The organism is Umezawaea sp. NPDC059074, assembly GCF_042738955.1.
Taxonomy (GTDB): domain Bacteria; phylum Actinomycetota; class Actinomycetes; order Mycobacteriales; family Pseudonocardiaceae; genus Umezawaea.
In genome coordinates this window covers 13,680-37,926 of record NZ_JBHYHC010000006.1, presented here as the reverse complement: position 1 = coordinate 37,926, position 24,247 = coordinate 13,680, and the positions used below count along the sequence as shown (strand labels likewise).

The 24,247-nt window shown below is 70.2% G+C and carries 29 protein-coding genes; 13 read left to right on the top strand and 16 right to left on the bottom strand.

The annotated features are described in order from the left end of the window. Nucleotides 1-33: 33 nt before the first annotated feature. The 8 genes from ACFWW9_RS04545 (at nucleotide 34) to ACFWW9_RS04510 (ending at nucleotide 5,518) form a co-directional block, all read left to right on the top strand. The gene (locus tag ACFWW9_RS04545) at nucleotides 34-609 is read left to right on the top strand and encodes a maleylpyruvate isomerase N-terminal domain-containing protein (protein WP_390371301.1); all 576 of its coding nucleotides are present in this window, start codon (nucleotides 34-36) and stop codon (nucleotides 607-609) included. A gap of 82 nt (nucleotides 610-691) precedes the next feature. Then, entirely contained in the window at nucleotides 692-1,102 is a 411-nt protein-coding gene (locus tag ACFWW9_RS04540) for a hypothetical protein (RefSeq protein ID WP_390371298.1), read from the top strand. Nucleotides 1,103-1,107: 5 nt separating this feature from the next. After that, nucleotides 1,108-1,710 (top strand): DUF3558 domain-containing protein, encoded by a 603-nt coding sequence (locus ACFWW9_RS04535; protein WP_390371295.1) that lies wholly within the window; start codon nucleotides 1,108-1,110, stop codon nucleotides 1,708-1,710. Between the two features lie 3 nt (nucleotides 1,711-1,713). Then, complete coding sequence (locus tag ACFWW9_RS04530) at nucleotides 1,714-3,036, top strand: hypothetical protein (RefSeq protein ID WP_390371293.1); 1,323 nt, start codon at nucleotides 1,714-1,716, stop codon at nucleotides 3,034-3,036. Nucleotides 3,037-3,083: 47 nt separating this feature from the next. Then, on the top strand, nucleotides 3,084-3,893 hold the full coding sequence (locus ACFWW9_RS04525) for an ESX secretion-associated protein EspG (protein ID WP_390371290.1): 810 nt from the start codon (nucleotides 3,084-3,086) through the stop codon (nucleotides 3,891-3,893). 49 nt (nucleotides 3,894-3,942) lie between these two features. Beyond that, on the top strand, nucleotides 3,943-4,281 hold the full coding sequence (locus ACFWW9_RS04520; RefSeq protein ID WP_106188068.1) for a hypothetical protein: 339 nt from the start codon (nucleotides 3,943-3,945) through the stop codon (nucleotides 4,279-4,281). Nucleotides 4,282-4,304: 23 nt separating this feature from the next. After that, the gene (locus tag ACFWW9_RS04515) at nucleotides 4,305-5,045 is read left to right on the top strand and encodes a lysophospholipid acyltransferase family protein (RefSeq protein WP_390371287.1); all 741 of its coding nucleotides are present in this window, start codon (nucleotides 4,305-4,307) and stop codon (nucleotides 5,043-5,045) included. Between the two features lie 179 nt (nucleotides 5,046-5,224). Beyond that, nucleotides 5,225-5,518 (top strand): hypothetical protein, encoded by a 294-nt coding sequence (locus ACFWW9_RS04510; RefSeq protein WP_390371285.1) that lies wholly within the window; start codon nucleotides 5,225-5,227, stop codon nucleotides 5,516-5,518. Nucleotides 5,519-5,548: 30 nt separating this feature from the next. Here the strand turns inward: ACFWW9_RS04510 and smc are convergent, their stop codons facing one another. From smc to ACFWW9_RS04490, 4 genes are all read right to left on the bottom strand, one after another. Beyond that, nucleotides 5,549-9,376 (bottom strand): chromosome segregation protein SMC, encoded by a 3,828-nt coding sequence (smc, locus tag ACFWW9_RS04505; RefSeq protein ID WP_390371283.1) that lies wholly within the window; start codon nucleotides 9,374-9,376, stop codon nucleotides 5,549-5,551. 106 nt (nucleotides 9,377-9,482) lie between these two features. After that, nucleotides 9,483-10,181, bottom strand: coding sequence for an anti-sigma factor family protein (locus ACFWW9_RS04500; RefSeq protein ID WP_390371281.1), 699 nt, complete (start codon nucleotides 10,179-10,181; stop codon nucleotides 9,483-9,485). Then, complete coding sequence (locus tag ACFWW9_RS04495) at nucleotides 10,178-10,666, bottom strand: sigma-70 family RNA polymerase sigma factor (RefSeq protein WP_259628025.1); 489 nt, start codon at nucleotides 10,664-10,666, stop codon at nucleotides 10,178-10,180. Before ACFWW9_RS04495 ends, ACFWW9_RS04500 begins: the two co-directional genes overlap by 4 nt. Before the next feature lie 51 nt (nucleotides 10,667-10,717). After that, the gene (locus ACFWW9_RS04490; protein ID WP_390371600.1) at nucleotides 10,718-11,014 is read right to left on the bottom strand and encodes an acylphosphatase; all 297 of its coding nucleotides are present in this window, start codon (nucleotides 11,012-11,014) and stop codon (nucleotides 10,718-10,720) included. A 250-nt stretch (nucleotides 11,015-11,264) separates the two neighbouring features. Here ACFWW9_RS04490 and ACFWW9_RS04485 point away from each other — a divergent pair, with 250 nt between their 5' ends. The 3 genes from ACFWW9_RS04485 to ACFWW9_RS04475 all read left to right on the top strand — a co-directional run bounded on the left by ACFWW9_RS04485 (nucleotide 11,265) and on the right by ACFWW9_RS04475 (nucleotide 12,905). Then, complete coding sequence (locus ACFWW9_RS04485; protein WP_390371278.1) at nucleotides 11,265-11,801, top strand: hypothetical protein; 537 nt, start codon at nucleotides 11,265-11,267, stop codon at nucleotides 11,799-11,801. Between the two features lie 128 nt (nucleotides 11,802-11,929). Next, the gene (locus ACFWW9_RS04480) at nucleotides 11,930-12,451 is read left to right on the top strand and encodes a hypothetical protein (protein WP_390371276.1); all 522 of its coding nucleotides are present in this window, start codon (nucleotides 11,930-11,932) and stop codon (nucleotides 12,449-12,451) included. Between the two features lie 19 nt (nucleotides 12,452-12,470). Continuing rightward, nucleotides 12,471-12,905: a VOC family protein gene (locus ACFWW9_RS04475; RefSeq protein ID WP_390371274.1), complete on the top strand. Its 435-nt coding sequence runs from the start codon at nucleotides 12,471-12,473 to the stop codon at nucleotides 12,903-12,905. Nucleotides 12,906-12,914: 9 nt separating this feature from the next. On the opposite strand, the gene ACFWW9_RS04470 is transcribed toward ACFWW9_RS04475, so the two are convergent. Together ACFWW9_RS04470 and ACFWW9_RS04465 are read right to left on the bottom strand one after the other, a co-directional pair. Next, a complete protein-coding gene (locus ACFWW9_RS04470) occupies nucleotides 12,915-13,598 on the bottom strand; it encodes a response regulator (protein ID WP_390371271.1) in 684 nt (227 codons plus the stop codon). Then, nucleotides 13,595-16,087 carry a DUF4118 domain-containing protein gene (locus ACFWW9_RS04465; RefSeq protein ID WP_390371597.1) on the bottom strand — a complete coding sequence of 831 codons (2,493 nt, stop codon included), beginning with the start codon at nucleotides 16,085-16,087 and terminating at the stop codon, nucleotides 13,595-13,597. The genes ACFWW9_RS04470 and ACFWW9_RS04465 overlap by 4 nt, the downstream gene beginning before the upstream one ends. 311 nt (nucleotides 16,088-16,398) lie before the next feature. Between ACFWW9_RS04465 and ACFWW9_RS04460 the strand changes: the two genes are divergently transcribed. After that, nucleotides 16,399-16,839, top strand: coding sequence for a MarR family winged helix-turn-helix transcriptional regulator (locus ACFWW9_RS04460; protein ID WP_390371269.1), 441 nt, complete (start codon nucleotides 16,399-16,401; stop codon nucleotides 16,837-16,839). A 45-nt stretch (nucleotides 16,840-16,884) separates the two neighbouring features. Here ACFWW9_RS04460 and ACFWW9_RS04455 read toward each other — a convergent pair whose 3' ends face one another. From ACFWW9_RS04455 to ACFWW9_RS04415, 9 genes are all read right to left on the bottom strand, one after another. Then, nucleotides 16,885-18,018, bottom strand: a complete 1,134-nt coding sequence (locus ACFWW9_RS04455; RefSeq protein ID WP_390371267.1) for an HAAS signaling domain-containing protein — start codon at nucleotides 18,016-18,018, stop codon at nucleotides 16,885-16,887. Then, nucleotides 18,015-18,338: a PadR family transcriptional regulator gene (locus tag ACFWW9_RS04450; protein ID WP_390371266.1), complete on the bottom strand. Its 324-nt coding sequence runs from the start codon at nucleotides 18,336-18,338 to the stop codon at nucleotides 18,015-18,017. The genes ACFWW9_RS04455 and ACFWW9_RS04450 overlap by 4 nt, the downstream gene beginning before the upstream one ends. A gap of 117 nt (nucleotides 18,339-18,455) precedes the next feature. Continuing rightward, entirely contained in the window at nucleotides 18,456-19,325 is an 870-nt protein-coding gene (mutM, locus tag ACFWW9_RS04445) for a bifunctional DNA-formamidopyrimidine glycosylase/DNA-(apurinic or apyrimidinic site) lyase (protein WP_390371264.1), read from the bottom strand. 24 nt (nucleotides 19,326-19,349) lie between these two features. Further along, nucleotides 19,350-19,592 (bottom strand): hypothetical protein, encoded by a 243-nt coding sequence (locus tag ACFWW9_RS04440; RefSeq protein WP_390371262.1) that lies wholly within the window; start codon nucleotides 19,590-19,592, stop codon nucleotides 19,350-19,352. Between the two features lie 4 nt (nucleotides 19,593-19,596). Further along, the gene (gene rnc / locus ACFWW9_RS04435) at nucleotides 19,597-20,358 is read right to left on the bottom strand and encodes a ribonuclease III (RefSeq protein WP_390371260.1); all 762 of its coding nucleotides are present in this window, start codon (nucleotides 20,356-20,358) and stop codon (nucleotides 19,597-19,599) included. Between the two features lie 72 nt (nucleotides 20,359-20,430). Then, nucleotides 20,431-20,613 carry a 50S ribosomal protein L32 gene (gene rpmF / locus ACFWW9_RS04430; protein WP_106188086.1) on the bottom strand — a complete coding sequence of 61 codons (183 nt, stop codon included), beginning with the start codon at nucleotides 20,611-20,613 and terminating at the stop codon, nucleotides 20,431-20,433. A gap of 2 nt (nucleotides 20,614-20,615) precedes the next feature. Beyond that, complete coding sequence (locus ACFWW9_RS04425; protein WP_390371258.1) at nucleotides 20,616-21,203, bottom strand: YceD family protein; 588 nt, start codon at nucleotides 21,201-21,203, stop codon at nucleotides 20,616-20,618. A gap of 98 nt (nucleotides 21,204-21,301) precedes the next feature. Continuing rightward, nucleotides 21,302-22,018, bottom strand: a complete 717-nt coding sequence (locus tag ACFWW9_RS04420; RefSeq protein ID WP_390371257.1) for a DivIVA domain-containing protein — start codon at nucleotides 22,016-22,018, stop codon at nucleotides 21,302-21,304. Nucleotides 22,019-22,108: 90 nt separating this feature from the next. Next, a complete protein-coding gene (locus ACFWW9_RS04415; RefSeq protein WP_390371255.1) occupies nucleotides 22,109-22,519 on the bottom strand; it encodes a ribonuclease domain-containing protein in 411 nt (136 codons plus the stop codon). A gap of 116 nt (nucleotides 22,520-22,635) precedes the next feature. On the opposite strand from ACFWW9_RS04415, the gene ACFWW9_RS04410 reads away from it, so the two are divergent. Then, the gene (locus tag ACFWW9_RS04410; RefSeq protein ID WP_390371594.1) at nucleotides 22,636-23,028 is read left to right on the top strand and encodes a GNAT family N-acetyltransferase; all 393 of its coding nucleotides are present in this window, start codon (nucleotides 22,636-22,638) and stop codon (nucleotides 23,026-23,028) included. A 729-nt stretch (nucleotides 23,029-23,757) separates the two neighbouring features. On the opposite strand, the gene coaD is transcribed toward ACFWW9_RS04410, so the two are convergent. After that, on the bottom strand, nucleotides 23,758-24,240 hold the full coding sequence (gene coaD, locus ACFWW9_RS04405; protein WP_259625715.1) for a pantetheine-phosphate adenylyltransferase: 483 nt from the start codon (nucleotides 24,238-24,240) through the stop codon (nucleotides 23,758-23,760). Nucleotides 24,241-24,247 lie beyond the last annotated feature (7 nt).

The window sequence follows — 24,247 nt, the reverse complement described above, 5'->3', positions numbered from 1 at the left end:
TCGGGACGAGACGAAGCGAGGGAGTTTTCGGGCGTGGACACGAGTGATCTCCGAACGACGGCGGCGGAGTGCGCGACCTACCTGGACGGCGTGGCCTCCCTGGACTGGACGGCCCCAGTCCAGGACCTGGGCTGGACCGCGGCGTCCACCGTCACCCACATCTGCGACGGCCTCCTCTGGTACGCCACCGACTTCGTCGCGGGCCCCGCTGAACTGAGCACGATGGACCTCGCCGTCAGACCTACCACATCACCTTCTCTGCTGGTCAGAACCCTTTCCATGGCTGCGGAGACCCTGGCTCGCGTCCTCGACGCGGGCACTCCGGCTGACCGCGGCTGGCACCCGTTCGGCCTCTCGGACGCCTCCGGCTTCGCCGCGATGGCGTGTGACGAACTCCTCGTCCACACCGCCGACACCGCCACCGCTCTAGGCCGCCCTTTCACCCCACCCGCAACCCAGGTCGCTCGAACCCTCCACCGCCTGTTCCCGGACGCCCCGACGGGCTTCGCGCCGTGGCCGACTCTGCTGTGGGCGAACGGCCGTGCCCCACTGGGAGACGTGCCGCGTCGCGAGAAGTGGACGTGGCGCTGCGCACCCCTGGAAGGTTGAACGACTGGTTGATTCCCCGGACGGGGAACCGCGGCCATGCCATCATCGTCACAAGGACTGGGTGTGAGGGGAGCACGGAGTCATGGCACTCATCGGATTCGACGCGATCACCGCGGGCGGCGCGGCAGGCGCGGCAATCGGCTCCGGCCTCAGCAGCACGGGCCCCGCGCCCACCACCACGAAGATGCAGGTAGACCTCGCCGAAGCACCAAAGCTGATCCAGGGGCTGAAGGACGCCATCGAGAAGCTGCAGGAGGCCTACCGCGAATCGGAGGCGCTGCGAGTCACGCCGTCGCCCGGCAAGGACCCGTACAGCGGTGGCGCGACCGACGTCATCAAGAAATCATCCGGAAACGACGCCGGAGGTTACGGCTGGGCCAATCTCGAAGCCCAGAAAGCCCTCCAGAAAACCATCGAGAACATCGAGAAGTCGATCTCGGACTACAGCGAGACCGACTCCTCGGCCCGCGATTCGTTGACGACGAAGGAATAGAACCGTTGAGGTCCACCACTCCGCTGCTGGTCACGATGGCGGTCGCCACTCTCCTGCTGTCCGGGTGCTCGCAGAAGAACGCCGGTCAACCGACTCCGGAGACTGGGGCGACCGAGACTTCTCAAACCACCCCAGCGGCCACCTCGACGAGTTCACCCGAGTCGGGGTTCACGGTGAGCAAGTTCGCGAGTGACCCGTGCTCGCTGCTCAAGGCGGACCAGACCGCGAGCCTGGGGACGTTCAAAGCTCCGGAGAAGAGCGAGAGCGCGGCCGGGAAGCGCTGCACGTGGACTGCCCAGGACGTGACCAAGGGCATCACCTACTCGGTCGTCGTGGGCACCAGCGGAAGCACCTTCGCCGACATTGCGGAAAGCTCGAAGGGCGTCAAGGTCTACCGCCAGACGACCGTCGACAAGTTCCCGGCCGTGAGTTCCGACAGCACGACCGGCCAGGGGAACTGCACGACGGCCGTGGGAGCGGCGCCGTCCAGCAAGGAAGTCTTCCTCGTGCAGATCAGCACGCTGAAGCAGGGCACGCCCGAGTACAACGATTCCTGCGGTGCGACCGAGAAGGTCGCCGCGCTCGTCGTCCAGAACCTGAAGGGGTAGCTGATGGCTCCGTCCGACGCGAACGGCTTCTTCTCCGGCCCGATCGGCGTGTGCGTGAGCGCCAAGGCCGTCTACGGGTGGTTCAAGGACGGCAACCCGCAGGTGACCGACGCCGGTCACGAGGCTTGGGGCAAGGTGTCCGGGCTGCAGACGGAGATCAGCACGCTGATCAACAAGGCGGTGAACGACTCCGGCGCGACCTGGAGCGGCACCGCGGGTGACTCGATGCGGTCGGCGACGTCACCGATGGCGACTTGGGCGGACATGACCGGCACCAACGCGAGCGCCGGGTCCTCCGCCACCGCCGAGATCAGTTCGGCCTTCCGGGCTGCTCAGAACTCGGTTCAGCAGCCTGTCGAGGTGCCGGACAAGCCTTGGTACAACAGTGTGGTGCCGTGGGACACGGACTACGACGACGCGGTGGAGAAGAGTCAGGGGGTCGATGAGGCGAACATGCGGGTGATCAACGCCTATGCCGATCGCACCAACTACGCCTCCTCGAACATGCCCACGTTCGAGGCTCCCGCGGACTCGACGGCCGAGATCGACGACAGCGGGTCCGAGCCGTCGAAGAAGGTCGACTACTCGCACGAGAGCAACGGTGAGCTCTCCAACAACCGGACCGACACCGGTGGGAGCAACAGCAGCTCCAACACCAACCAGGGGCGGAACGACGTGTTCACGCCCTCGACGAACGACACGAACGGGAACAGCGACAACCCCAACGACACGACCAACACCAGTGACACCGACGGCACCACGCGGCCCTCGGACGTCAACGACCCGAATCGGCCTCCGGTCGGCACGCCAGGGCGGCCGCCGACGGGTACGCCGGGTGGCATCGGGGATCCCGGTGGGCCCGGAATGGTGGGGCCGTTCGGGCCCAACGATCCCCGCAACCCGGCCAACAAGCCGGGTGGTGGGGCCGGCGGTGGCCGTGGCGGTGCTGGTGGCGGAGGCCTGGGTGGCGGTAGTCGTGGCGGGCTCGGAGGCGGGCCCGGCGGTGGCGCTGGAGCTGGAGCTGGTGGGATCGGGGCTGGGCGTGGTGGGTTGAGCGGGCCGGGTGCCGCCGCTGCCGCCGGGCAGTTCGGTGGGGCCGCCGGAGCCGCCGGTGAAGGGGCCGGGCGGGGTGGGGCCTTCGGGGCCGCTGGTGGGGCCGCCGGTGGGCGTGGGGCCGCTGGTGGGGCCGGTGCCATGGGTGGTGCCGGGCACGGCGGCAAGGGTGAAGGGGGTGACGACCTGGAGCACACCTCGAAGTACCTGCAACCCAGTGACGAGTACTTCGGTGACGGGACGATGGTCGCGCCGCCCGTCATCGGTGGCTGACCTCAACGGAAACGGAAACGGAAACGGACAAGCGCGGGGGGACGAACGTGTTGCGCAGCCGAGTCGTGCTGCCCGTGGCGGCGCTCTACAACGCCTGGCAGGCCGCCGGCCTGCCCGAGTTGCACCGGGCGCTCTACACGCGGATCGACTTCGACTCCGACTCGCTCGCCGACGGTGACCTCACCGGGGCGATGGCGGTGTTCGAGGGCGGGTGGACGGCGTTGGAGCGGCTCGGGCTGGGGCGCGGGCGGACCGTGCACCCGGACCTGGGGCGGTCGCTGCGGTTGATCGCCGAGGCGGGCACGGAGTACTACGCGTACTTCAACCACGGCGACGAGGAGCCGCGGACGGCGCTCGTCGCGGTGTCCGGCGAGGAGGCGATCCGGGTCGTGCTGACCCCGGACAAGCACTTCGTGCTGGAGCCGGTCCGGGCCGAGGACGGGCCGAGTTCGCTGGTGGCCGTGCTGCCCGAGGCCGCGGCGGGCAAGGGCGCGCTGATCTCGCTGCCCGCGGACGCCCTCGCGCCGAAGCCGCGGCACCAGCGTGAGGAATCCGACGGTTTCCTCCAGCAGAACCGGTACGCGACCACACCGCAGGAGCAGCAGGTGATCGCGCTCAGGAAGCTGCTCGCCGAACCACGGGTCGGCGGTGGCCAGCTGTACGCGGCGCGACGGGACCGGTTCGGCCGGAAAGTGCGCTGCCCCAAGCCCTTGACGTTCTTCGACACCGCCGCGGGCCGCTACCTCCAGTACCAGGTGTCCAGCAACGGGCTGCCGTGGAACACCGTTCAGCCCGCCGATTTCGGGGCCATGACGTCCCGGCTCGCGATGCTCCCCTCAACGATTCCGATCGGCTGAACCCCTGGACGGGCTTGCAGCCGCTCAGCGGTTGGGAGACCCTTCCAAGGTGAGTGAGAAAACGATCCAACTCGAACTCAACGAATCCGGGGTGGCGGTAGACCTGCCCCTGCCCGCAAATCAGCGGGACGCGGTACAGGGAGTCCCCTACCGCCCGGTCGAGTTCCGTGACGACGACCTGCCCACCGCGTTGGAGCGGGCGGCTTCCTGGCTCAGGCAGACGCAGGACTGGCTCGGCGAGCCGGTCGACGTGATCGCCGTCCACCTGGACTACGACGACCGCAAGGGTTCGCCGTACTACGACCTGAAGCTCCTCTGCAACGAAGAGGACCTGGCGGGCGTGCCACGCGCCATGCGCGGCAAGGAGGACACCGCCACCGACGGGTAGTCGGGCCAGCTACCGTTCAGGTCATGTCAGATCGCGTGTACCCCCCGGTGATCGCCGCAGCCAAGCTCCTGAGCCGAGTGATCGACTGTCGGCGCAACGTGGTGGGCGGGCACCACATACCCCGCGAAGGTGGCGCGGTGCTGGCGAGCAACCACGTCAGCTACCTCGACTTCATCTTCGCCGGGTTCGGTGCGCAGCCGTCCAAGCGCCTGGTGCGGTTCATGGCGAAGCAAGAGGTCTTCGCGAACCGCTACGCGGGTCCGCTCATGCGGGGGATGCACCACATCCCGGTGGACCGGAGCGCCGGTCTCGCCTCCTACCGGGAGGCGTTGGCGGCGCTCCGGTCCGGGGAAGTCGTCGGGATCTTCCCCGAGGCCACGATCAGCCGCTCCTTCACCGTCAAGGAGCTGAAGTCCGGCGCGAACCGCCTCGCGGCGTCGGCGGGCGTGCCGCTCATCCCGGTCGCCCTGTGGGGCACGCAGCGGCTGTGGACCAAGGGCAGGCCGCGCACCCTGACCAGGCGGCACGTGCCGGTCACGATCCTCGTCGGCGAGCCGATGCACCCGCAGCCGCGCGACAAGCACGACGTGGTCAACGCCGAGCTGCACAAGCGCATCCAGGAGCTGCTGGACCAGGCGCAGCAGGAGTACCCGGAGAAGCCGTCGTCGGAGGACGAGCGCTGGTGGCTGCCCGCGCACCTCGGCGGCACCGCCCCCACGCCCGAGGAAGCCGCCGCGCTGGACGCCGACGGCCGCGACGACTAGGACCGCTGGTCCACGCGGGTGCCGCAAAGCACCCGCGTGGCGCGGGTTATTCCACGACGTCCTTCGCACAAACGTGCGATACTGGCTGTCGAGGCGACCCCAGGTCACGTGACCGGGCGCCCGCCAGCCCCAGCTGAAGTCTCGGCGGGGCCGATCCGTCGGAGTCGCGCAGCCCTACCGTGCGCGCGTCACCCGGCAAGGAAGGTCATCCCATCATCGAGCACACTCACGACGCCCTGTTCTCCGAGACGGCGCCGGACCTGTTCCCCAAGGAGCAGGCCGCGAGCACGCACAAGAGCACGACGTCCGGCCGCGCCCTCGGCAGCACGCAGTACGAGGGCCTGTTCCAGCAGCCGCCGCTCCTGCCCGAGTCCGACTCGCCGTCGAACTTCGTGGTCGACGAGAACGAGCAGCAGCCCGACTCGTCGGAGGCACCGCGCCAGCGCTCGTCGTCCAGGCGTCGGTTCAACTAGCCCCTGACCAGGGGTGACACCGGTCGACGATCAGTCGACCGGGGCTTCGTCAGCGCTGTCGGCAGCGGTCTCGTCCGCGACGACCTCAGCGTCGACAACAGGCTCGTCGACCGCAGGTCCGTCGACCGCAGGCTCGTCGACGACGGCCTCGGCTGACGACTCCAGCTTCGCCACGGTCGCCTCGGCGGCCGCCACGGCTCCGTCGGCGACGGCGACCGCGGCTTCGGCGTCCCGATCGGGCGCCGTGCCGACCGACTCGATCACGGCGGGCTTCGCGCCACGGCCGCGCAGTCGCTGCGAGATCACCTGGCTGATGCCGTCGCCGCGCATCGACACGCCGTACAGCGCGTCGGCGATCTCCATCGTCGGCTTCTGGTGGGTGATGATCAGCAGCTGCGACTTCTCCCGCAGCTGCTCGAACAGCCCGATCAGCCGGTGCAGGTTCGTGTCGTCCAGCGCCGCCTCGACCTCGTCCATCACGTAGAACGGCGACGGCCGGGCGCGGAAGATGGCCACGAGCATGGCGACGGCCGCGAGGGACTTCTCGCCGCCGGACAGCAGCGACAGCCGCTTGACCTTCTTGCCCGGCGGCCGCGCCTCGATCTCGATGCCCGTGGTGAGCATGTCGTCGGGGTCGGTCAGCACGAGCCGCCCGTCGCCGCCGGGGAACAGGGTCGCGAACACCACCAGGAACTCGCGGGCCACGTCCTCGTAGGCCGCGGTGAAGACCTCGAGGATCTTGTCGTCGACGTCCTTGACCACGGTCATCAGGTCGCGCCGGGTGGCCTTGATGTCCTCGAGCTGGTTGGACAGGAACTTGTAGCGCTCCTCCAGCGCGGCGAACTCCTCCAGCGCCAGCGGGTTGACCTTGCCGAGCAGCGACAGGTCCCGTTCGGCGCGCTTGGCGCGGCGGGCCTGCGTGTCGCGGTCGTACGCCATCGGCTGCGGCGGGGTGACCTGCTCGCCGCGCTCCTTGGCGGCCTCGTACTCGGCGACCTCGGGCGCGGTCGGCGGGATCATCATGTGCGGCCCGTACTCGCTGACCAGGTCTTCCAGGCCGATGCCGAAGTCGTCCGCGATCTTCGTTTCGAGCTGTTCGATGCGCATCCGCTGCTCCGCGCGCAGCACCTCGTCGCGGTGCACGGCGTCGGTCAGCTTCTCCAGTTCGCCGGACATCTCCCGCACGACGCCGCGGACCTGCGTGAACAGCGCCTCGTGCTTGGCCCGCCGTTCCTGGGCGACGTCGCGCTCGTGCACGGCCCGGCGCAGCGACTCCTCGATGCGGTCCAGCGCCAGTTCGCCGCCGCGCACGACGGCCTTCGCCACCACGGCCCCGTGGGCGCGGGCGGCGTGAGCGCGCTGGGCGCGTTCACGGGCCTCACGCTCGGCGCGGGCGGCCCGGCGCAGCGCGTCGGCCTTGCCCTGTACGGCGCGGGCGCGTTCCTCGGCGGTGCGCAGCGCCAGCCGCGCGTCCATCTCGGTCTGCCGGGCGCTCGCCAGTTCGGCGGCGGCCTCGTCGCGCTGGGCGGTGTCGGGCTCGTCGTCGAGGGTCTGCTCCTCCTGCGCGACCAGCAGGCGCTCTTCCAGCTCCTCCAGCTTGCCGAGGGCTTCCTCGCGGGCCAGTTCGACCTTCGCGCGCTGGCTGCGCACCCGTTCGACCTCGGCCTCGGCCGACTTCACGGCCTGCGCGAGCCGGTTGAGCCGCTCGGAGGACCGGGCCCGGCGGACCTTGGCCTCGTTCAGCTCCTCCTTGATCGCGGCCACTTCGGTGCGGCGGGCCTGCTGCTCGGCGCGCGCGCCGTCCAACGACGCGGCGGACTGCTCCAACGCCTGCTCGGCGATGGCCAGCTTCTCCTCGGCCTCGTCGACCGCGGCCTGCACCTCGATCACGCTCTGGCTGCGGCCGGAGCCGCCGATCGCCCAGTCCTCGCCGAACAGGTCGCCCTCGCGGGTCACCGCGCGCACGTCCGGCGCGGTCCGCACCAGGTCCCGCGCGGCGTCCAGGCCGTCGACCACGGCCACGCGGTCCAGCGCCCGGTGCAGCGCGGGCAGCAGCCCGTCCGGCGCGCGCACCAGTTCCACGGCCCACCGCGCGCCTTCGGGCAGCGACGGCCACGAGTCGGTCCGCACGGTCGAGCGAGCCCCGCCGACGAGCACTCCCGCACGCCCGGAGTCGTGCTCCTTCAACAGCTTCAGCGCTTCCAGCGCGTCGTGCCCGCCTGCGACGGCGACCGCGTCCGCGATCGGCCCCAGCGCGGCGGCCAGCGCCACCTCGGCGCCCGGCGACACGGTCAGCAGCGCCGCCACGGACCCGAGCAGGCCCGGCAGCCGCGACCCGGCGGCCAGCAGCGCGCCCGCGCCGTCCTTGCGGGTCAGCCCGAGCGACAGCGCGTCCACGCGGGCCCGCCACGACGCGATGTCGCGCTCGGCGGTCCGCTCCGCCTTGACCAGCTCCTCGACCCGGTTCTTGGCCGCGTCGTTGGCCTCCACGGCGTGCCGGTGGCGTTCGTCGAGCCCGGCGTCACCCTCGTCCTCGGTGCCGGTGGTGGCCTCCTGCTCGGCCTGTTCGAGCTGCACGACCTCGGCCCGCTGCACGGCCTCGCCGAGCGCGACGGACATGCGCTCGATCTCCTCGGAGGTGGCGTTCGTCTTGCTGCGCAACGCCTCCACCTGGCCGGACAGCCGGGCCAGGCCTTCACGGCGGTCGGCGATGGCCCGCACGGCGGCGAGGTGCGCCTTCTCCGCGGCGGACACCATGCGCTCCAGCTCGCTGCGGATCTCCAGGGCCTCGGCCAGCCCGACGCGGGCCTCCGTGACGCCTTCCTGGAGTTCCAGCTCCATCTCGGCGGTCTGCTCCGCCTCGGCGTCCAGCTCGTCCGGATCACGGCCGCCGCGCGGGGCCTCGACGGCCGCGGACAGGTGGCGGGCGCGTTCGGAGGCGAGGCGCACGGTGCCGCGCAGGCGTTCCTCCAGCGCGGACAGCCGGTACCAGGTGTCCTGGGCGCGGGACAGCTTCGGCGCGTCCGCCGCGACCAGTTCCTCCAGCTCGTTCTGCTGCACGGTCGCGACCTGCAAGGCCGCCTCGACCTCGGCGCGGCGGGCGCGGGCCGTGGCCTCGTCCTGCTCCTCGCGGGCGAGCTGGGACCGCTGGGTCACCAGGTCGTCGGCGAGCAGGCGCATCCGGGCGTCGCGGAGTTCCGACTGCACGGTCTGGGCGCGGCGAGCGATCTCGGCCTGCTTGCCCAACGGCTTGAGCTGGCGGCGGAGTTCGGCGGTGAGGTCGGTGAGGCGCGTCAGGTTGGCCTGCATCGCCTCCAGCTTCCGCAGCGCCTTCTCCTTGCGCTTGCGGTGCTTGAGGACGCCCGCGGCCTCCTCGATGAAGGCGCGGCGCTCCTCGGGCTTGGACTCCAGGATCGCGGCGAGCTGGCCCTGGCCGACGATGACGTGCATCTCGCGGCCGATGCCGGAGTCCGACAGCAGCTCCTGGACGTCCATGAGCCTGCACGAGCTGCCGTTGATCTCGTACTCGGTCGCGCCCTCGCGGAACATCCGCCGGGTGATCGACACCTCGGAGTAGTCGATGGGCAGCGCGCCGTCGGCGTTGTCGATCGTCAGCGTCACCTCGGCGCGGCCCAGGGGCGCGCGGCCGGACGTGCCGGCGAAGATGACGTCCTCCATCTTGCCGCCGCGCAGGTCCTTCGCGCCCTGGGTGCCCATGACCCACTTGAGGGCGTCCAGCACGTTGGACTTGCCGGACCCGTTCGGGCCGACGACGCAGGTGATGCCGGGTTCGAAGCGCAGCGTCGTGGCCGAGGCGAAGGACTTGAAACCCTTCAGCGTCAGGCTCTTGAGGTGCACGTCCGGTCGGCCTTCCCGCGTCCTGGTCGGTTGCTTATCCGGTGGAGACTACCGGGGCGCTCACGGAGGACGTGGGAGGCGTGGCCCCTGACCAGCGGATCGATGATCAGGCGGGCGGGCGGAGCGTCACGAGCACCTGCTGGTCGGCGACGACCTCCATGTGGTCGATGCCGTCCACGGCGAACGACGACGAGCCGGGGATGACCTCGCCCTCGGTGCCGCCGGTGCCCCACCAGCCGCCGATCTCCTTGGTGCCGCTCTTGGCGTAGAGGACGACCATGCAGCGCAGGCCGGGCGGCACGTCGCGGAGCTTCAGCCGCACCTCGGTGCCCCAGCCGTGGCTCACCATCGCCACCGACGCGGCCACCCCGGTCTTGTTGTCCATCGCCGACCACGTCGGCGGCGCGGCCGAGGTCGTCGTGGGCGGCGGCGCGGCGGCGGGCGTCGCGTCACCCCCGGTCAGCCGGGGCAGGAACACCCCCGCGGCGACCAGCAGCACCAGCACCAGACCGGCCCCCACCAGCAGCAACGGCCTGCGGGACTTCTTCGGTTCCGGCTCGGGCGCGGGCCGCACCACGGCCAGCGGCGGCAGCGGCTGGTTGTCGTAGGGGTCCGGGTCGTCGAACGGCAGCTCCAGGTCGGCCAGGGTGACCTGGCCGAGCAGACCGGGCAGCGGCGCGAGCCGGATCAGCTCCTCGCGGCACACCTGGCAGGTGTTGAGGTGCCGCTCGAACACCGACCGCTCGGCCGGGTCGAGCGCGCCGAGCAGGTAGGCGCCCAGCGACGTGATCTGGAAGCAGCTCACGACTCGGTCACCCCCCTTTCGGCCAGCGCGTCGCGCAGCGCGCGGAGAGCGTAGAAGCTGCGGGACTTCACCGTGCCGGGCGGGATGCCGAGCGCCTTGGCGGCCTCGGTCACGGTCCGGCGCCGGTAGTACAGCTCGATGACGACGCTGCGGTGGTCGGCGCTGAGCGCGCGGAGGGCTTCGGCGACCTGCCAGCTCTGCAACACGTGGTCCACCTCGTCGGCAACGGGCGGGAGGTCGGCGGGCTCGATCGGGATCTCCGTCGCCCTGGCCACCCGGCGGCGGTAGCCGGACACCACGAGGTTGCGCGCCACCGTGTACAGCCAGGGACCGGCCTGCTCGGGGCTCAGCTCGTCGGAGTGGCGCCAGGCGCGGAACAGCGTCTCCTGGACGATGTCCTCGGCGTGCTGGTAGTCGCCGCCGACCATTCGGAGGACATAGCCGTGCAACGGTCCGCGCCAGCGACCGTACAACTGCCTGACCACATCTTCACCGGGCTCCACATCGACTTACTACGCCGTTGGTGCGGAACTCGTTCAACGCTCTACGAAACCGACCAGGTTTCCCCTCGGATCGGACCAACGTTCTACCACAGCATCCACCCGTCCGGGTGAATCCCCTGAACGCAGCGCGACCAGGAGCTGCCTGCACGTAGTTTCCGGGCCCTCGGCGTTGACCTCGACGCGGCCGTCGCGGAGGTTCGACGCGCTGCCCACGAGACCGAGCTCCAGGGCCCGCGCTCGGGTCCACCACCGAAATCCCACGCCTTGGACGTTGCCGCGCACCCACGCGGTCAACCGGACCACCGGCTCTGCTGACGACACGGCACACATCCTGCCGGCCGATCCGGCGAACACCCTTAATTCACCCGTTAGTGATAGGTTGCGCGACCGTGGCAGCACGCCGGAGTGACGGAACCCCCGACGGAACTCCACCACACGGTCTCCCGGTCGCCGGTTCGAGACCAGGGTCCACCAAGTGGACCAACTCCGCCCCGCACCGTGACGAGTGCGCCGGCCACTCGTTCACCACCACAGGCCCCGCAGAACTGCGGCCCCACGAGCGACGAACCCTGGAGACGGTGTGAACGACGGGCAGCACGAATCCCCGGCCCCCACCAGCCCGAAGCCCCGCATCGCCCCCCGCGTCGCCCTGGCGGCGGCGGGCGTCGTGGTCGCCACCCTGTTCGCCACCGTGGCCGCGCTGACCGCGAGCCCCGAGGACGAGGCCTCTCCCGGCTCGCACAACCCGCTGGAGGACGTCGTCTCCCGGAGCACGCTGCGCAGCGCGCCGTCGCTCACCAGCTCGCGGGCGGCCGGCAAGTCGGAGGTGGACGCGCTGTCGTCGACCCCGGACGCGCCCACGACGACCACCACCCCGGTGAAGACCAGGGTCACGACGGTCACGCACGCCGACGGCACCACCACGACCACGACGGTCGAGGACACCACCGCGGACCAGCCGACCAAGCAGACCACCAACCCGCCTGCGCAGACCTCGTCCACGACGTCGCGGACGACGACCACCACAACGACGACCACCACGACCACTCAGGACACGACCACCACGACGACCACGACCTCGGAGTCGGTGCCCGCACCGAACGACGGCACGCCGTAACAGTGACGGTCAAGTAGCGGGGTGTCACACGAAGGTGTGGTAGGTAGCCCGAAAGGTGTGGCTACCAGCGCTTTCCGCCGATGAATCGAGCACGGAACCATCCGTCCGGGTTTCCACAGGGAGATGGTGTGTTCGAGCAAGAGCAGTCGGAGTCGACCGAGTCGGCGGAACCCCGCACGGAGAGGAAGCTCTCGTCGGTGGTGCTGCTGGCCGCGGGCGGGGTGCTGGTGGCGACGGTCTGCGCCACCCTCGCGTCGATGCTGGCCACCGGCGGCGCGAGCAAGCCCGAGGCGGGACCGCCCAAGGCGAAGGCCGAGGTCGAGGTCGACCAGCCCGCGACGACCAGCACGTCGATCAGCGTCGCGCCCGACGGGAGCACGGCCACCGTCGTGATCACCGTGCCGGGGACGAAGGCGCGGGGCGAGCAGGCGGCCAAGAACGCCTCCGGGCCCGCGGACGGGGAGGCCTCGGCGCCGACGGTGGCGGAGACGCAGACCTCCCAGCCCACCAGCACCCCGAACACGACCAAGCGCCCGCCGAGCACGTCGACGCCCGTGCCCACGACGTCGTCGTCGGCGCCGTCGTCATCGGCCCCCACCACCACGACGGAGGTCGTTCCGCCGGTGTCCGGGGATCCGACGAAGCCCTGATCCCCCTTAAAGTGGGCTGATGGTGTCGGTTCGGCAGGTCCAGGTCACGTTCGACTGCGCGGAGCCCCAGCGGGTCGGGCGCTTCTGGTGCGAGGTTCTGGGGTACGTCGTCCCGCCCCCGCCCGACGGGTTCGACGGGTGGGACGAGTACGAGCTGACGCTGCCCGCCGAGCGCCGGGGGGCGTCGTTCGCGTGCGCCGACCCGACCGGGGTGGGGCCGCGGCTGTACTTCCAGCGGGTGCCCGAGGGCAAGGTCGTCAAGAACCGGGTGCACCTGGACGTGCGGGTGGGCACCGGGCTCGTGGGGGCCGAACGGCTCGCCGCGCTGGAAGCCGAGTGCGCCCGGTTGGTGGAGTTCGGCGCGGTGCAGGAACGGATCCTCCACGCCGATGAGGAGAACGAGTCCTGCATCGTCATGCGTGACGTCGAGGGCAACGAGTTCTGCCTCGACTGAGGCCGGGGCTCACAGTTCGAAGCGGTAACCCATTCCCGGTTCGGTCAGCAGGTGGCGGGGGTGCGAGGGTTCGGGCTCCAGCTTCCGGCGCAGCTGGGCCAGGTACACCCTCAGGTAGTGGCTCTCCTTGGCGTAGGCCGGACCCCACACCTCTTGCAGCAGCTGCTTCTGGCCGACCAGGCGCCCTCGGTTCCGGGTGAGCATTTCCAGCAGCCCCCACTCGGTGGGGGTGAGGTGCACCTCCTGCCCGTTCCTGTGCACCTTCTTCGCCGCCAGGTCCACGGTGAACGACGCGGTTTCCACCACCGCGTCCTCACCCGTGGCCACGGAGGCCGCCGACCGGCGGACCGCGGCGCGCAGGCGGGCCAGGAGTTCGTCCATGCCGAACGGCTTGGTCACGTAGTCGTCCGCGCCCGCGTCCAGGGCCGCGACCTTGTCCGAGGAGTCCGTTCGCGCGGACAGGACGATGATCGGCACCGTCGTCCACCCCCGCAGGCCGCCGATCACCTCGGTGCCGTCCAGGTCCGGCAGGCCCAGGTCCAGGACCACGACGTCGGGCTTGCCCTCGGCCGCGACCGTGAGGGCCGTGGCGCCGTCCGGAGCCGTCAGCACCTCGTAGCCGCGCGCGGTCAGGTTGATGCGCAGGGCGCGCACGATCTGCGGTTCGTCGTCGACCACCAGCACCCTGGTCATGCGAACACCGGCAACGCGATCACCACCGTCACCCCACCTCCCGGTGTGTCCTCGGCCTTGATCGTGCCCCCCATGGCCTCGGTGAACCCCTTCGCCACGCTCAAACCCAGGCCGACTCCCGGTGCGGCGTCCCGGTCGCCCAGGCGCTGGAACGGGGCGAAGACCTCCTCGGCCGCGCCGCGGGGCAGGCCGGGGCCGTGGTCCACGACCCGCAGCTCCACCCACGCGGCGTGGGCGCTGGCGCGGATCGCCACCTCGCCCCCGCCGTGGCGCAGGGCGTTGTCCACCACGTTCGCCACCACCCGTTCCAGCAGTCCCACGTCCGCGCGGACCGGGGTCAGTTGTTCGTCCACGTCCACGGTGACGCGGCTCAGGTCGTCCACTCCGGACAGCGCCCGTGCGACCACCTCGTCCATGCCCACGGCCCGGAACAGCGGGCGGACCGCGCCGGTCGCCAGGCGGGAGGAGTCGAGGAGGTTGTCGATCAACCCGGTCAGGCGGTCCGCCGAGACCTCGACGGCCTCGTGGAGCTCGCCGATGTCCGAAGGGGACAGCGTGAGTTCCGGGTCGCGCAGGCTGCCGATGGCGGCCTTGATCGACGTCAACGGCGTGCGCAGGTCGTGGCCCACGGCGGACAGGAGCGCGGTGCGGAGTTCGGTGCCCTCGGCTCGGCGCTGGGCCTCCCTCGCCTGGTCGGTCATCCGCTGCTGGCGCAGCGCCAGGAGGGCCTGGCCCGCCGCGGCCTCCAAGACCCGGCGGTCGGACGCGGGGAGCGGGCGGCCGCGCAGTTCGAGGCGGACGTCGGGGGTCACGACCACGTCGGCGTCGGGCTCCCCGGTGGACAGGACGCCGGTGCTCTCGACCCGCGTCCACTCGCCGTCGGCGCGTTCCAGGAGGACGACCGAGGTGAGGCCGAAGTTCTCCCGGACCTTCTCCAGCAGGCGGACCACCGGGTGCGGGTCCGCCAGGACCGTGCGCGCGTAGGACGCCAGCAGGGTCGCCTCCGTGCGGGCCCTCGCGGCCTGGGTGGCGCGGCGGGCAGCCCGGTCCACGACCAGCGCCACGGTCACGCCGACCACCACCATCGCCACGAGCGTGACGACGTTCTGCTGCGTGTCGACGGTGAAGGTGAACACCGGCGGGGTGAAGTAGAAGTTGAGCAGCAGCGCGGAGAACACCGCCGCGAACACCGCTGGGCCGAGGCCGCCGACCAAGGCGACCAGGACCGTGGCGAGGAAGTAGTCGACGACGTTGGTGGACTGGATCAGGTCCTCGCGCAGCACCACGCCCACGGCGGTGGCCACGGCGGGCGCGAGCACGGCCAGCACCCAGCCCAGGACGCGCCGGGAGGGCTTCAGCGGGCTGCGGGCGACCGCCGCGCGCCAGCCGGTGCCGGACTGCGCGTGGGTCACCATGTGGACGTCGATGGGGCCGGACTCCTGGAGGACCGTCGCGCCGATGCCCTCGGAGAACAGCCTCGCCAGCCTGGTCCGGCGGGACGTGCCGATCACCAGCTGGGTCGCGTTGGTGGCGCGCGCGAACTCCAGCAGGGCCGTCGGGACGTCGTCGCCCACGACGGTGTGGAACGTGGCGCCCACGTCCGCGGCCAGCGTCCGGTAGCGCGCGACCGCGGCCGGGGCCGCGCCCGCCAGGCCGTCGCCGCGCAGGATGTGGAGGACCTGCAACTCCGCGCCCGCCCGCGTGGCCACGCGGCGGGCTCGGCGGATCAGCGTCTCGCTCTCCTTGCCGCCGGTGATGGCCACGACCACGCGTTCACGGGTCTCCCACGTGTCGGTGATGCTCTGCTCGGCGCGGTAGCGCCGCAGGGCCACGTCCACCTGGTCGGCCACCCACAGCAGCGCGATCTCGCGCAGGGCGGTGAGGTTGCCGAGGCGGAAGTAGTTGCCGAGGGCCGCGTCGATCTTGCTGGCGGGGTACACGTTGCCGTGGGCCAGGCGGCGGCGGAGCGCCTCGGGGGTCAGGTCCACCAGCTCGATCTGCTCCGCCCGGCGCACGACCTCGTCCGGGACGGTCTCCCGCTGGGGGACGCCGGTGATGCGCTGCACCACGTCGTTGAGGCTCTCCAGGTGCTGCACGTTGACGGTGGACAGCACGTCCACGCCCGCTTCCAGCAGCTCCTCGACGTCCTCCCAGCGCTTGGCGTTGCGGGAACCGGGCACGTTCGTGTGGGCGAGCTCGTCGACCACGGCGACCTCGGGCCGCCGGGCCAGCAGGCCGTCGACGTCCATCTCCTCCAGGACCAGGCCGCGGTGCGCCACGCGGGAGCGCGGCAGCACGTCCAGGCCGTCGAGGAGCTCGGCGGTCTTCTCCCGGCCGTGGGTCTCGACCAGGCCGACCACCACGTCGGTGCCGCGCTCACGACGTCGGTGCGCCTCGCCGAGCATGGCGAAGGTCTTGCCGACGCCCGGAGCCGCGCCGAGGTAGATGCGCAACTCGCCTCGTCTGCGTCGATCGTCCACGTCGGTCAGTCTGCCCGGTGGTGACCGTGTTCCCACATGGACACACAGTGCGCCGGAAGGTCACCCGATCGTGGCTCGTTGATGCCGTCTTGACACCGGCGATGCCGGAATTGACGTGATTTTGACAAGCCCCGGTCTTTCATCCTGATGGCGGTAGAACCGGGTGCCGCGACCTGCAGCGTTACGGCAAAGGTGTGGTCGCGCCGCGCAGGAGGACACTATTCGTCGCGTGCGCTGGACAGCGGTGGTGCGAAAGTGCGAATGTCCTGTCCGAATTCGGACAATCGCTCACCGCAGAGTGAGCACGCGGAGGCCCATTCATGACCACCACCAGTGTGACCAACCAGGAAGCACTGCAGCTCGTCGTGGCGGTGCACCGGTTGGTACGCAGCCTCCGCCAGACGGCGACGGTGCGCCGGTTGCAGCCCACCCAGATGCTGGTGCTGTCGGAATTAGCCATGCACGGCCCGATGCGCATCGGCGAGATCGCCGTGCGGGCGCTGTGCTCCCAGCCGACGGCCACGACGGTCGTCACGGGACTGGAGGCCTCCGGCCTCGTGCACCGCGAACCCGACCCCGCCGACGGCCGCGCCACGATCGTGGAGCTGACCGGGCCCGGCCGGGAGATGATCATCTCGATGGCGCACGGCGAGGCCGAACTGCTGTCCGACCGGCTCGCCCAGCTCACGCCGTCCGAGCAGGAACTGCTCCTCGCCGCCACGCCGCTGCTGCGCAGGCTCGGCGAACCGACCCAGCAGTAGAGGAGTGGAGGAGCGGGACCCCCGACCGGCCCCGCTCCCCCGCGGTCACTTCGAGGTGGGCGCCGTCGGCGGCGCCTCCGACACGCTCGAGGGTGGCGTGACCGAGCTGGAGGGCGTGCTCGTCGCCGACGCGGACGGCAGGAACGACGACGTCTGCGGGATGGACACCGCGAACGGCACGCCACCGATCTCGCGGCAGTTCCCGCGGCTGTCGTAGTCGACCTTCGGCCTCGGGTACCGGTTGTCCTCGCGGTACTCCCGACCGTCCTCGCCGCAGCCGTAGAACGAGGACTCCAACGGCTTGCCGTCCTCGTCGTACAGGTAGACGTCCGTGAGCGCCTTGCCGTCCTTGTCGAACACGTAGACGTTGCTCGGCACGGTGCGCTGGGCCGGGGCGTACGACGTCGGGTAGCTGTCGTTGTAGCGGGTGTTCGGGATGACCGAGCCGATGATGAACAGCAGCGTCCCCGCGGCGAACGCGGCGGCGGGCAGGCTCACCCACAGCCAGCGGCGGTCCGTCTTGGCGCGCGGCCCCGACAGCAGCGCGAGGGCCGCCAGCGCGAGGCTGAACAGGAACACCACGCCGATGCCCTCGAGGACCAGGCCGGAGATCGCGATCAGGAACGCCCGCGCCAGCCACCACGCCGGTTGCAGCGACCTCAGGTAGACGATCGTCTTGCCCAGCGGACCCTGTTCGGCCTGCTCCAGCGCCGCCTTGAGGGCGAGCGTCTCGGGGAGGTCGCCGACCTGCCCGATCAGCGGCTCCTTGCGGTTGAGCAGCACGATCGACCACACCACGAACACGGCCACCAGCAGCGCGAGCGGGAACCCGTCCCGGCCGCCGATGCCCATGCCGAACGCGGCCGCGGTGCCCGCGACCAACGACCAGAACGCGAACCTGGCGGCGAACACCGGCTTCGGCGGCACCTCCGCTCTGGTCGCGGCGGGCGGGTACCCGGCGGCGGCGCGCAGCTCCCGCGCGTACACCTCGGGCGTGCCCAGCCGGGTGGTGAGCGCCTCGGCGGAGAACTCCTCGCCCAGCTCGTCGGCCACCTCGACCACGTGCGCGCCCGCGTCGTCCATGATCTCGGAGATCTCGACGTCCGGCAGGTCCGCGAGCGCGGTCCGCATCCGGGCCAGGTAGTCCTGGACCTCGACGCGAGTGTGCGTGCTGCTCATGCCACCACCCCCAGCAGGTCGTCGAGCGTGTGCGCGAACGACCGCCATGTCCTTCCCGACTCGGCCAGGCGCTGCCGCCCCGGCTCGTTGAGGCTGTAGTACTTGCGGTGCGGTCCCTCTTCGCTCGGCACGACGTACGAGGTGAGCAGACCGGCGTTGTAGAGCCTGCGCAGGGTCCCGTAGACGGAGGCGTCCCCGACCTCGTCGAGCCCACCGGCGCGAAGTCTCCGCAGCACGTCGTAGCCGTACCCGTCTTCCGAGCGGAGAACCGCAAGGACGGCGAGGTCCAGCACCCCCTTCAACAACTGACTTGTGTCCATGGCGCTTCTCCCCGGTGATGTGCTGTGGAGACTACTACGGATAGCGCAGTAGTGTCCACAGCGTTGGTCCATCCGGGGCTTGCCATGGACTAACGGCAGGTCAGAGGGGGTGCGGGACTACCGGGGCTTGGGCTGGCAGACCGGGCAGGAGAAGGAGGAGCGGTTCATGAACGGCTCGCGGACGATGATCGCGCCGCAGCGGGTGCACGGTTTGTGCTCCTGGCCGTAGGCCGCGAGGGAGCGGTCGAAGTAGCCGGATTGGCCGTTCACGTTGACGTACAGGGCGTCGAACGAGGTGCCGCCCTGGCCGAGGGCCTCGTTCATCACGTCGGTGGCGTGGCCGAGGAGTTCCTCGGTCTTCGCCTTGGTCAGCTTGTCGGCGCGGCGGAGGCCGTGGAGCTTCGCGCGCCAGAGGGACTCGTCGGCGTAGATGTTGCCCACGCCCGAGACGAGGGTCTGGTCCAACAACGCGCGTTTGATCTCGGTGCGCTTGGAGCGCAGCGCCTTCACGGCGGCGGCCGGGTCGAACTTCGGGTCCATCGGGTCGCGGGCGATGTGGGCCACCGGCTCCGGGAGCCTGGTGCCGTCCACCTCGACGATGTCCGCGAGTGCCAGGCCGCCGAACGTGCGCTGGTCGACGAAGCGCAGCTCGGGGCCCTGGTCGGCGAACGCGATGCGGACCCTCAAGTGCTTCTCGTCCGGGGTGGTGGACGGTTGGACGAGCATCTGGCCGCTCATGCCGAGGTGGGCGAGCATGGCCTCGCCGTCGGTGGTGCCAGGGCCGTCGAGGTCGACCCAGAGGTACTTGCCCCGACGGCGGGCGGCGAGCATCGTCTGGCCGGAAAGGCGCGCGGAAAAATCCGCCGCACCGGGGAGGTGGCGGCGGATTGCTCGCGGGTGCAGCACTTCCACGGCCGAGATGACCCGGCCGGAGACGTGGGCGTCCAGGCCGCGGCGAACGACCTCTACTTCAGGGAGTTCGGGCACGGCCCTAGTGAATCAGGTGGGACTTCAGGCCTCGGCCTGGGCGTCCTCTTCGGTCGCGCGGGCGGCCTCGAGAGCCTCGAGGGCCTCCAGGTCTTCGTACGCGGCGGCCTGCGGCTTGGTGGGCTTGAGCATCCACCCACCGGCCTGGGCGGTGTCGCGGACGAGCACCAGCCCCTGGATGCCCCCGCTGCGCGAAGCGCTCAGGGGACGGGTGGGCCGGTTGACGGAGCGTGCGCGTCGGTTGGTGCGGACGTTGGTGGCGTACATCGCGTCAGACTTCCTCGGTGGGTGAGGTCTCGGGTGAAGCCGAGTTACCAGCAGCATGGCCGTTCTCGGTCGCGACCGCTTCTCGATCACGGTGCGCCTGCTCCGACAGCACGCGATAGGCGGCCGCGGCCGCCTTCTGCTCGGCTTCCTTCTTGGTGCGACCATCGCCTGAGCCGTAGGTGTTGCTCGCCACGACCACGGTCGCGGTGAACTCCTTGCGGTGATCCGGACCCTGGTCGTCCACCCGGTACTCGGGCACTCCAAGGCCTGCTGAGGCGGTGAGTTCCTGAAGACTGGTCTTCCAGTCGAGGCCCGCGCCGCGCAAGGGCGCCTCGGCCAACAACGGGTCGAACAGCTTGTGCACAAGTTTGCGCGCGGTATCGATACCGTATTCCAGGTACACCGCGCCGATGACGGCTTCGAGGCCGTCGGCGAGGATGCTCGCCTTGTCCCTGCCGCCGGTCAGCTCTTCCCCGCGACCGAGGAGCAGGTAGCCGCCCAGTCCGTCGTCGCCCAGACCTCGGGCGACCCCCGCCAGTGCGTGCATGTTGACCACGCTGGCGCGGAGCTTGGCGAGCTGCCCCTCGGGCAGATCGGGGTGGGTGTTGTAGAGATGGTCGGTGACGATGAGTCCGAGAACCGCGTCGCCCAAGAACTCGAGGCGCTCGTTCGGCGGCAAGCCGCCGTTCTCGTAGGCATAGGACCGATGTGTCAAGGAGAGCACGAGGAGCTCGGCGTCCAGTTGGACGCCGAGCGCTTCGAGCAACGGGGCGCGATCGGCGGACCGATCACGCGACGACCTACCCCCCACGGTTCGCCGCTACCTTCGCCAGGAGACTCAGGCCGGCTGAACAACCTGGCGGCCGTCGTACTGGCCGCAGGTCGGGCAGGCGATGTGCTGGGGCTTGGGGGCGCGGCACGCCTTGTTCGAGCACGCCACCAAGTGCACGGCACTGGTCTTCCACTGGGCGCGGCGCGAGCGCGTGTTCGAGCGCGACATCTTCCGCTTCGGGACGGCCACGACTAGTTCTCCTCCGAGTTATCACGATTCCCGCCGAACCGCTCCTGCAACGCGGCCCAGCGGGGATCCATCGTCTCATGCCCGTGGTCGGGCCCAAGCTCCGCCAGCTTGCCCCCGCACTCGACGCACAGCCCAAGGCAGTCCGGCGAACACAGCGGCACCTGCGGCAGCGCGAGCACGATGGCATCCCGCACCACAGGTTCGAGGTCGATCAGATCATCGGAGATCCGGCTGACCTCGTCCTCATCAGTGGTCTCGTCCGTGGCGCTGTCCGGGTACGCGAACAGCTCCACGATCTTGATCTCGACGTGGTCGTCGATGGGGTCGAGGCAGCGCGAGCACTCCCCCTCCACGTCCGTGGACGCGGTGCCGGAAATGAGCACACCCTCCACGACCGACTCCGCCAACACGTCGAGCTCGACCGTCCCGCCTTCCGGAACCGCGATCACGTCGAGCAGGCCGAGGCCTGCCGCGGGGACAGACCGCTGGTAAGGGCGGCTGCCGCCCGCTCTACGACCGATGTCCCTGGTGTCGATAACCCAGGGCCCGGTTGCTGTGGGACGCGCGGAGGCGTGACGATGCTCAGACATGATGTGTTGGTTTCGCTGTCGGGGGACCTACCACGGCCAGCCGCTCCAGGGTACGCGACGAGTGGGCCGTGGGCGAAATCCGCAGGTGAACGTCAGGTTCAGTCGTGGTAGTCGAACGGTGCGGACGCCGCGGCGACAGCCGGACCGCGCAGGTGCGAGCGGCCCTTGCCGACGCTGCGCAGCGTGTGCGCCAGCAGGTCCTCGAAGTCGGCGAGCTTGCCGTCCACGTACGCGTCGCACTCGTTGCGCAGCCTGATGGCCTCCGACTGGGCCGCGTCGAGCACCCGAGCCGACTCCGCGTGCGCGGCCGCCACGACCTCCGTCTGGTCGACCAGGCGGTTCTGCTCGGCCCGGCCCTCCTCGACGGCGCGCTCGTAGTTCGCCCGACCCGCCTGCACCATCCGGTCGGCCTCGGAGTGCGCGCGACCCACCAGGTCCTCGTACTCCTGGCGACCGGCCGCGACGGTCCGCTCGGCCTGGTTCTCGGCCTCGCCGACCATCCGCTCGGCCCGCGCGCGCGCCTCGGACAGCATCCGCTCGGCCTCGGCGTGCGCCTCGGAGAGCATGCGGTCGGCTTCCGACCGGGCCTTGCTGACACCCGTCTCCGCCTCGTGCGCGGCCTTGCCGACCAGCTCTTCCTTGTGGTCGAGCACGTCCTGCGCGTCGTCCAGCTCGGCGGGGATGGAATCACGAACGTCGTCGAGGAGTTCGAGGACGTCGCCACGCGGCACGACGCACCCTGAGGTCATCGGCACTCCACGCGCTTCCTCGACGATCGTGACCAGTTCGTCGAGGGCCTCGAACACCCGGTACACGTCACTCTCCTCGCAACCCAAGTCCAGTACCGGACCAGTCTGCCCTGCCGGTCCCACCCTGGTGGGGAGATCGGCAGGGCGTGTCCGGTTTTACCTGCCGATGTCGACGAGCTTGAAGCTCGCGTAGTGGTCCGCCGTGTAGAAGTACTCGCCGCCGTTGCCGGTGATGATGCGGCGCGCGCCGCGGGTGGAGGAGCCGGGCGTTTTGACGGTGTACTCGTGGTAGTAGCCGGTGGAGCAGGCCGGGAGGATCTTCTCCCGGTTCTGGAAGGTGGCGCCGTCCTGGGAGTACGGGTAGGGGCCGCCGCGCTGGATCAGGCGGACGGTGTCCGTGGCCTGGGTCGGGAGGGAGGAGAGCGCCGCCTTCGGGAAGCCGGAGGTGACGCCGCAGGCCGGCTGGGCTTGGGCCTGGGGGACGGCAGTTGCGGTGCCGAAGGTGGTGAACAGGGTGAGCAGCAGGGCTAGCACCGTGGTCGCGGTTCGCGAGGTGTAGGGGCTCATGGTCATGCACGCTAATGGGTGATCATGGCGGTGTCATTAACCGAGAGTGATGGGTTGGGTGCGTGGAGTTCACTATCAGGGTCGCTGTCGAGGGTGATGTTCCGGCGATCGTGGAGATGCTGGCCGACGACCCGCTGGGGGCTGGGCGGGAAGCGCCAGGGGATCCGGGGTACCTGGCGGCGTTCCGGGAGATCGTCGGTGATCCGCGGCAGGTGTTGGCGGTCGTGGATGTCGGTGGGGAGGTGGTGGGGACGTTGCAGCTGACGGTGATCCCGGGGCTGTCGCGGGTGGGGATGACCCGCGGGGTGATCGAGGCGGTGCGGGTGCGGCGGGATCAGCGGGGGAATCGGCTGGGTGAGCGGTTGGTGCTGTGGGCTGTTGAAGAGGCACGGGGGCGGGGGTGCGGGTTGGTGCAGTTGACCACCGACGCTTCGCGGGTGGAGGCGCATCGGTTCTACGAGCGGTTGGGGTTCGTGGGGTCGCACCTGGGGATGAAGATGGCGCTGTGAGCTGGGGGTTCTTGGGTTTCGCCTGATCGGGTGAACCGGGTTTTGTCGGTGGTGGGTTGTAGGTTGTGCGTCGGGGGGTCCTGCTCGATGGGGGACCTCTGCGGAGCGTGTTTTTGGGCTGGGTGGCGGGTGTGGGTTCCGGCGTGGTTCGTTTCGGTGGCTGCTCGTCCCGGCGTGGTCCCCCGGCGGCTCTTGATCCAGCCGGATCACTCCTGCGGCTCTTGGTCCAGCGTGGTCACCTTGCGGCTCTTGATTCCGCTGGGTCGCCCAGGTGGCTCTTGATCCAGGTGGGTCACCCGGTGGCGCTCGTTCCAGCGTGCTGTGGCCGATTTGACTCGGGGACCCCTCGTTTTGCCCCTTTGTCGGGCCAAAACGGCAGGTGGAAAGCTTGCCGCCCGACAAATTTTAAGGGGCAAAACCCCCGAGTAAAATCGGCCACGTTCCGTGGCCGCCCCGCTCGTCCCGCCGTGGTCACCAGCTAGCTGTCAGCACCGCCGTGCTCACCAACTGGCCCGCCGATCCCGTCGTGGCCGCCAAGCCTCGGCGCCACTCTTGTCGCGGTCACCAACTGGCCCGCTGGTCCCATCGCGGCCACCAAGCCCCGGCGCCACTCTTGTCCCGGTCACCAGCTGGCCCGCTGGCCCCGTCGTGGCCGCCAAGCCCCGCGCCACTCTTGTCGCGGTCACCAGTCGGCTTGTTGCCTGGTGGTTGAGCTGGTGCCTTTGCCGGCTATCGGCGTTCTTCGAGGCGTTGCATGAGGCGGCGTTCGATGGTGGGGGGCAGCAGGGTCGAGACGTCTCCGCCGTACGTCGCCACGTCCTTCACCAGCGAGCTGGCCAGGAAGCTGTAGATCGGGTTCGTCGGCATGAACAGCGTGTCCACGCCGCTGAGCTGGTGGTTCATCTGGGCCATCTGCAGCTCGTAGTCGTAGTCGCTCACGGCGCGCAGGCCTTTGACGATGGCCTTGATGTCGTGTTCGCGGCAGTAGTCGACCAGGAGGCCGTGCCACGAGTCGATGCGGACGTTCGGCCACTGCGAGGTGACCTCGGCGAGCATGTCCGTGCGCTCCTCAACCGAGAACAGGGTCTTCTTGTTCTTGTTGATGAGCACGGCGACGACGACCTCGTCGAAGAGCTTCGCCGCTCTGCCGATGATGTCCAGGTGTCCGTTGGTGACCGGGTCGTAGGAGCCGGGGCACACGGCACGCGTCATGGTTTTG